The following is a 7431-nucleotide window of genomic DNA, read 5'->3' on the forward strand; positions in this document are numbered from 1 at the left end:
CGGTCCGATGCGGTGGCGGCTCAACTCCAAGGACTCCGGTGCGGGTCGCAGGTGGAGAAGCTGGCCGTGCGACTCCGCACGGTGACGCGGTGATCACTGATGCTCCGGGCGTCGGAGGAGTGCGGCGTCGAGCGCGAGCTGGTCGCGACCGTCAACGCCGTCGACTCTTATAGCGGGAATCCCCAATCACTATGAGGTGAGATCGGGTGGCGTGAGTGATGCTGCCTCGAACGAACGTTCGTGACTGATCCGCCGACTTCCCTCGATCGTGTGATGTGGCTATCGGTCAGCGGACACGTAGCGTCCGGTGAGGACAGTTACGGCTCGGAGGTGCGCCGTGCGCATCACGCTCTACCTGCTGAGACGGCACGCTGAGTTCGCCAAGCGCACGCTGCGGCATCACGAACTCCTCGCACAGCGCGATCTCCTGCCGCCGCCGGACGAGTCGACGGAGTGGCTGCTGTTCATGCGGGACACACCTGCACACGGCGTGACGTGGTTCGACTACCTCAACCCGATCATCGCCACCCCGAACGGCGACCGTCCGCTGTCGAAGTCGGCTGGCGCCGTCCTGCTCGTGAAGTTCGACGAGAGGGTCTTCGCTGTCACCTTCGGCACCGGCTTCCACGCGATCGGCCACGCGGACGTCGAACCCGATTTCGGGCTCCGCGTCGCGGCCAACTGCGTGGCGGCCAACTCGCTCACCTGGGCGGACGCCCGCGGCCTCGGGAAGGGCAAGCGCAACGCGACCAGCAGGCTCGCGCAGCCCGGTGAGGTGTTCGCGTTGGGCTTGCTGACCGACGAGGAGTGGATCCGGCAGTTCGGCGGCTACGTCACCATCCCGGGGTTCGCGCGCAGTGCCAAGGGCGCTGACTCGCTCCGACTGGACTTCGACGAGACGTTCGCGCTCGCGGATCTGCCGTCAAAGCTGCGGCAGGCACTCGATCTCTACGAGTCGAAGTCCTACCGCGATCACTTCCCGTTCCTGGACTACTTCCGCAGGGAGACGGACAAGGAGCGGATCGCCGAACTGGACGCCCGGATGACCGAGTGCATGCGGTCGCGTGACTCCGAGGTCGGATTCGCGATGCCCGACGAGTTGGACGTCGTGGCGGATCGGTACCGGTTGTCCCGCTATCGACGTCAGGTAGTGCTCAGGGAACTGCGCACCGAGAGCGTCTACAGTGCGATCGACTCCCTTGAGGGTTGGCAGAACCCACTGCAGTGCAACAAGGTACAGGCACTGGACGCCGCCGGTGGGTCAGTCGGTGCCAAGGAGGAACTTCGACGTTACGTGGTCGGTCTGGTCCGCCACGAGGTCGACGGCGTGAACCAGGACTACGCCGTCACCGCGGGCGCGTGGTTCCGAGTAGATCGTGGTTACGCCGAGATCGTCGACCGGTACCTGGCGGACAACATCCGGACATCACCGAGACCCTCGACATGCCGGAGTGGGATGACGAGTACTTGATCCGACATGTCGACGGGAACTACGGCGAAGACCGTTACAACCGCCACAGCTGCGCTTTTGCGTGGTCATGCCCTACTGGACCGCGACTTCTACCGGGGACGCGCGGGTGAACGTGTCGAGATCTGCGACCAGCTCACCGCCGACAAGAAGCTCATCTGCGTCAAGCGGATGGACGGCTCGGACAAGATGAGCCACCTCTTCCAGCAGGGGTCCGTGTCGGCACAGCTGATCATGTCGAACGACGACTACCGCGCCGAGCTCATGGCGAAGCTCCACGAGCTCGACCCGGTGGCGCAGTTCGGCCACCCGTCGGACTGGACGATCGTCTACGCCATCGCCACCGGGAAGCCCGGTCCGCTCAAGAAATCCATGTACTTCTTCACCCGCGCCGCCCTGCGCACCCACTCCCTGGCCATCAGGAGCACCGGCATCAGGGTGGCGATCGCCAGGATCAGTCGCTGACGGATCGGTCCCAGCGTGGCTGCTCTGGATTCACACCGATGTTCAAACCGTCCCGATCGGTTCCAGGAGGAGTTCCCGGACGGTGCGGCGGGGGCTGGCGGGGACTGGTGAGCCGAAGCCGATGCGGAGGATGGTCTGGGGTTCGAGGGTTCCGCCGAGGGCGCGGCGGAGTTCGTCGCGGACGGGGCGCACTTCGATCGCTTGGGACATGAAGGAGGCGGAGAGTCCGAGGGTGGTGGCGGTGAGCAGGACGCGTTGCAGGGCTTGGCCGGTTTGGAGTTCGGCGAGGGGCCCGTTGTAGAACGAGCACAGCACCACGACGAGCGGGTCGGACTCGTAGTCCTTGCCCGGTGGGCGTTCGGCTGCGTGGAAGTCGCGCAGGGCCCATTCGTCCTGGGGCGCGGGCCGCACGCCGGCGGACCTGGGTGGGATGCCGTCCCCGGCTCGCTGGCCGGTCCAGCCGGTGAGTTCGGCCCGCACGTCCGGCGCGTCGGCTTGGATCCGCTGGGCCTTGGCCACGAGTCGCTGCAGTCGAGCGCGCTCGTCACGATCGGTAACGACGTGAAGCCACGACCGTTCACGCTCGGCGGCGCGCACCAGCGCGTGCCGGTGTTCGACGGGTACCGGCGCGTCGCGGAACGGCTTGCGGTTGGACCGCCGGGCGGGGATCGCCTTGATCAGCTGCCGGGTCTCCTCGTCGAGGTCGCGTTGACCGCCCCTGCGGACCGTGGCCAGCGCTCCGGGTGCTTCCGCGCCGGGCATGAGGGTCACCAGAGGTCGGATGCCGTGGTCGCGCAGGGCGAGGCGGAGGTTCAACAGGGCCGCGCCGCAGGACAGCCGCAGCTCCCGGTCTTCCGGGTCGGTGGCGGGAAGCCTGCGGGTCGGGTCGGCGTGCAGTTCGATGCGGTCGGGCGCGAGGCGGAACCGCCAGGGTTGGGTGTTGTGCACGGAGGGGGCGAGCGTGGCGGCGGTGAGCACGTCGGTCACCTCGTTCCCCGCTAGCCCGAGCACCTCGGTCACGTCTGCCATGTCGTCCCTGCCCGTGTCGCCTGATCGAACCAACACCATCACTGTGCGCCGCCGGGGCGCGGGAACACATGGTCGAAGGTCCCTTCCGGGCAGGGACTGCCGGACTTGGCCGTGCCCGGATGTGATGGAAGGCTGGTTTCGTGGCCGGATCTGCTGACGATGTGACGCCGCACCGCCTGCTGGGCGGGTTGCGGTTGGACGAGCTGCTGGACGAGGTGCGGGAGCGGCTGACCGAGATCGGCTCGACCCGGGACAAGATGCAGGGCCTGCTGGACGCCGTGCTCGCGGTCGGGGCGGGGTTGGAGCTGGACTCGACGTTGCAGCGGATCGTGCAGGCGGCGGTGGAGCTGGTCGGCGCCCGGTACGGGGCGTTGGGCGTGCTGGGCACGCAGGAGAACCTGTCGGAGTTCGTCTACGTCGGTATCGATCCGGAGACGCGGTCGCACATGGGGCACCTGCCGCAGGGCAAGGGCCTGCTCGGGCTGTTGATCAAGGACCCGCGGGCGATCCGGCTGCACGACCTGGCCGAGCACCCGGCGTCGGTGGGTTTCCCGGCGAACCACCCGCCGATGCACAGCTTCCTGGGTGTTCCGGTGCGGGTACGGGACGAGGTGTTCGGCAACCTCTACATGACGGAGAAGGTCGACGGCACCGACTTCAGCGCCGACGACGAGGTGGTCCTGACCGCGCTGGCCGCGGCCGCCGGCGTCGCGGTGGAGAACGCCCGCTTGTTCGAGCGGTCTCGGATGCGCGAGCGGTGGCTGGAGGCCACTGCGGAGATCAACACCGAGCTGCTGGGCGGCGCCTCGGCCGACGACGCGCTGCGGCTGGTCGCGCAGCGGACCCGTGAGCTGTCGGCGGCGTCGATGTCGCTGATCGTGCTGGTGGAGGGCGTGGACGGGCGGCGGATGCGGTTGGCCGCCGGCGCCGGTGAGCGGATCGAGGGCCTGGTCGGCGGTGTATTGGCAGGTTCCGGCACGGTGGTGGAGGAGGTGCTCGCCTCGGCCACGCCGATGCTGGTCGAGGACCTGGAGGGGCGGCTCGGCGACGTGCCCGTCGAGGCGGGCCCGGGCGTCGTGGTGCCGTTGCGGGCCGGGCCGAGCGTGACAGGTGTGCTCCTGGTGGCCCGGGAGAAGGGCGGCGCCCGGTTCGGCGCGGAGCAGGTGCCGTTGCTGGCGTCGTTCGCCGACCAGGCGGCGGTGGCGTTGGAGTTCGCCGAGAACCAGCGGGCGCGCAGGTTGGTGGACGTGCTGGAGGACCGCGACCGGATCGCGCGGGACCTGCACGACCACGTGATCCAGCGCTTGTTCGCCACCGGGATGAGCCTGCAGGGCGCGTTGGGCGCGATCCGCGAGCCGCAGGTCCGGGAGCGGGTGCGCAAGGCCGTGCACCAGTTGGACGAGACCGTGCTGGAGATCCGCACCTCGATCTTCGACCTCCAGGCGGGCGACGACCTGCCGGGCCTGCGGCGGCGGCTACTGGACCTGGTCTCCGAGCTGACGGAGAACGCGTCGGTCACGCCGACCGTGCGGATGACCGGCACGGTGGACAACTCGGTGCCCGACGACATCGGCGAGCACGCCGAGGCCGTGGTCCGGGAAGCGGTCACCAACGCCGTCCGGCACGCGCGGGCGAAGGAACTAGTCCTCACCGTGGAGGCGGGCGACGAGTTGACGATCACGGTCGTGGACGACGGTGTGGGCATGCCCGCACAGGTGGCCCGCAGCGGCCTGCACAACCTCGAACAGCGGGCCACCGCGTTGGGCGGCACGTGCTCGGTGACCGGCGAACCCGGCGGCGGCACCCGCCTGACCTGGCAGGTTCCGCTGGCTTAGCCCTCGGCCGGCGGCGCGGGTTTGCGCAGTCGGGTGGCGAGGACGGCGGCCTGGGTGCGGCGTTCGAGGCCGAGCTTGGCCAGCAGGTGCGAGACGTAGTTCTTGACGGTCTTCTCGGCCAGGAACATCTTCTCGGCGATCTGCCGGTTGGTCAGGCCCTCGCCGATGTAGTCGAGCACGGTGCGCTCCTGGTCGGTGAGCATCCGCACGGGGTCGCCCTGCTCGCGTTCGCGGCGGATGCGGCCCAGCAGCGCGGCGGTGGAGCGGGCGTCGAGCAGGGACTCGCCGCCGGCGACGGTGCGGACGGCGGTCTGCAGGTCGGTGCCGAGGATGCGCTTGAGGACGAACCCGGACGCGCCGGCCATGATGGCGTCGAACAGGGCCTCGTCGTCGGTGAACGAGGTCAGCATCAGGCACTTGAGGTCGGGCATGCGGGAGCGCAGCTCGCGGCACAGCTCGATGCCGTTGCCGTCGGGCAGCCGCACGTCCAGCACCGCGACGTCGGCGCCGCTGTCGGGCACCCTGGCCAGCGCTTCGGCCACGGAACCGGCCTCGCCCACCACGTCCAGGTCGTCGGCGCTGTTGAGCAGTTCGCGCACGCCGACGCGGACCACCTCGTGGTCGTCCACCAGAAACACCCGGGCCACCGGCTCCACCTCTCCGTCATCCGCCTGATCAGACCTTCGCCGATGGGAGTCGTGCGACACAGGGTCGAAAGACCCTCCCACCGTGCGCTCTAGGTCCTCCCATCGTGTCAGTGCACGGTGTGTGCCGCTCGATCGTGCTCGGCGGACCGCGGGGGCGCGACGTCGACCGGGTAGCGGTGCGCCACCAAGACGGGGCACGGGGCGTGGTGGAGCGCCGCGCGGGTGACCGGTCCCCGTCCCGCCAGGACCAGCAGGTCGGTGTCGGCGTACCGGGTGATCGCCTCGTGCGGGTGCATCCTCGCCAGCACCGAGGTGTGCCGGGTGCCGCGCAGCACGTCGTCGGCGTGGGTGACCGGCCACACGGGGTCGTCGGCCCGCACCGGAAGTGACGGTGTGGCGTGCAGGACGCGCAGCGCCACGTGCTGCCCCTCGGCGTAGGCGACGGCCTGGGCCAGGGCCAGGTCGTCGTCGGCTACGTCACCGGACAGGAGCACGGTGACCCGTCGGTGGTCGCGGCACAGGGCCTCGGCGGTGCCGCGGACCACGACGACGTCGCAGACCGCGTGCTCGACCAGCGGCAACACCAGCCTGCCCAGGCCGAACGACGTGCCGTTGGCACCGCGGTAGCCGACCACGAGGAGCCCGGCCCGTGAGCCGGCCACCAACAGGTCGTGGACGGGGTCGGCGGTGGGTGGGTGCACTTCCAGCGGCGCCCTGGTGGACGCGGCGTGCTCGGCCGCCCATCGGAGGGCGGCCTCGCTCCAGGGGGAGCCGTCATCCGCCACGACGACCGGCGCGGGAACTCGGTGGGTCATGGCTTCACGGTGGCCCGGCCGTCGTCTGCGGCACAGGGCCGTGGGAGGTGTCCGGCCGTGACCCAAGGGCCCTGCCCGGTCAGGACCTAGGACCACTGTCCCCGCCCAGTCGGCCGCCTAGCGTCGAAACACGAGGGAAACGCGCGGGTCGACCGGCGGTCCCGACACCGGATTCGGAGAGGAACCTGTGATGAGTGCCCCGATCGTGGTCGGTGTGGACGGTTCGGCGTCGGCGTTGACCGCCGCCAAGTGGGCGGCCGAGGAAGCCGCCCGGCACCGTGTGCCGCTCAAGCTCGTGCACGCCTACCTGCTGCCGACCCGCGGCTACCCGGAGATCGTGCTGACCGGCCACGAGGTGCGGGAGGCGTTCGAGAAGCAAGGCCGGCAGTGGGTCGAGGAGGCCGCGGCCGCCGCCCGTGCGGCTGCCCCCGAGTTGGCTGTCGAGACGGAGGTCGTGTTCGACCGGCCGGCCGCCGCGCTGATCGAGGCCTCGCACGGGGCACGGCTGGTCGTGCTCGGCTCGCAGGGGTTGGGTGGCTTCTCCGGCCTGCTGGTCGGCTCCGTCGCCGTCGCGGTCTCCTCGCACGGCAAGAGCCCGGTGGCGGTCGTCCGCGACGGGGTCCGCCGGGACGGTCCGGTCGTGGTGGGCGTGGACGGCTCGCCCACGAGTGAGGAGGCGATCGGCTTCGCGTTCGCCGAGGCGTCCGTGCTCGGCGCTCCGCTGACCGCCGTCATCGCCTGGACCGACTTCTTGGTCGACAGCGCCTTCCACTCCCGCTTCACCGTCGACTGGGCACAGGTCGAGGACGAGCAGCTGCGCCTGCTGGCCGAACGCCTCGCGGGCTGGCAGGAGAAGTACCCGGACGTGCACGTGGACCGCGTCGTCGTCCGCGACCGTCCCGTGCGGGCCCTGATCGACGCGGGGAGGGACGCCCGGCTGCTGGTCGTGGGTAGCCACGGCCAAGGCGGCTTCACCGGCATGCTGCTCGGCTCCACCAGCCAGGCACTCGTCTACCACGCTCCCTGCCCCCTCGCCGTCGTCCGGTCGACCACGGCGCGGTGAGCGCGACGATCGACGAAGGGGACCGGCCACCCCCCCCGGGGCCCCCCCACGAGAGGGCGCCCCCCCACGCCAGACCCAACCACAAAACAAAAACAGACCAAAACAGAGC

5 protein-coding genes and 1 pseudogene are annotated in these 7431 nt (G+C 70.1%); 3 read left to right on the plus strand and 3 right to left on the minus strand.

The window, feature by feature from the left end; all coding sequences use genetic code 11:
* The first annotated feature begins 337 nt into the window (after positions 1-337).
* Positions 338-1933: pseudogene (locus AB0I91_RS42000) on the plus strand (DUF6119 family protein).
* 42 nt (positions 1934-1975) lie between these two features.
* Here AB0I91_RS42000 and AB0I91_RS42005 read toward each other — a convergent pair.
* Positions 1976-2962, minus strand: coding sequence for an Acg family FMN-binding oxidoreductase (locus AB0I91_RS42005; protein WP_498786061.1), 987 nt, complete (start codon positions 2960-2962; stop codon positions 1976-1978).
* A 140-nt stretch (positions 2963-3102) separates the two neighbouring features.
* Here AB0I91_RS42005 and AB0I91_RS42010 point away from each other — a divergent pair, with 140 nt between their 5' ends.
* Positions 3103-4797, plus strand: a complete 1695-nt coding sequence (locus tag AB0I91_RS42010) for a GAF domain-containing sensor histidine kinase (RefSeq protein WP_498786059.1) — start codon at positions 3103-3105, stop codon at positions 4795-4797.
* Here the strand turns inward: AB0I91_RS42010 and AB0I91_RS42015 are convergent.
* Complete coding sequence (locus AB0I91_RS42015) at positions 4794-5444, minus strand: response regulator transcription factor (RefSeq protein ID WP_499641846.1); 651 nt, start codon at positions 5442-5444, stop codon at positions 4794-4796. The two genes, AB0I91_RS42010 and AB0I91_RS42015, sit on opposite strands and share 4 nt — an antisense overlap.
* A 107-nt stretch (positions 5445-5551) precedes the next feature.
* Positions 5552-6259 carry a hypothetical protein gene (locus AB0I91_RS42020; RefSeq protein ID WP_498786054.1) on the minus strand — a complete coding sequence of 236 codons (708 nt, stop codon included), beginning with the start codon at positions 6257-6259 and terminating at the stop codon, positions 5552-5554.
* 190 nt (positions 6260-6449) lie between these two features.
* Here AB0I91_RS42020 and AB0I91_RS42025 point away from each other — a divergent pair, with 190 nt between their 5' ends.
* The gene (locus AB0I91_RS42025; RefSeq protein ID WP_499641848.1) at positions 6450-7322 is read left to right on the plus strand and encodes a universal stress protein; all 873 of its coding nucleotides are present in this window, start codon (positions 6450-6452) and stop codon (positions 7320-7322) included.
* Positions 7323-7431 lie beyond the last annotated feature (109 nt).

It is taken from the genome of Actinosynnema sp. NPDC049800 (assembly GCF_040656635.1).
Taxonomy (GTDB): Bacteria; Actinomycetota; Actinomycetes; order Mycobacteriales; family Pseudonocardiaceae; genus Actinosynnema.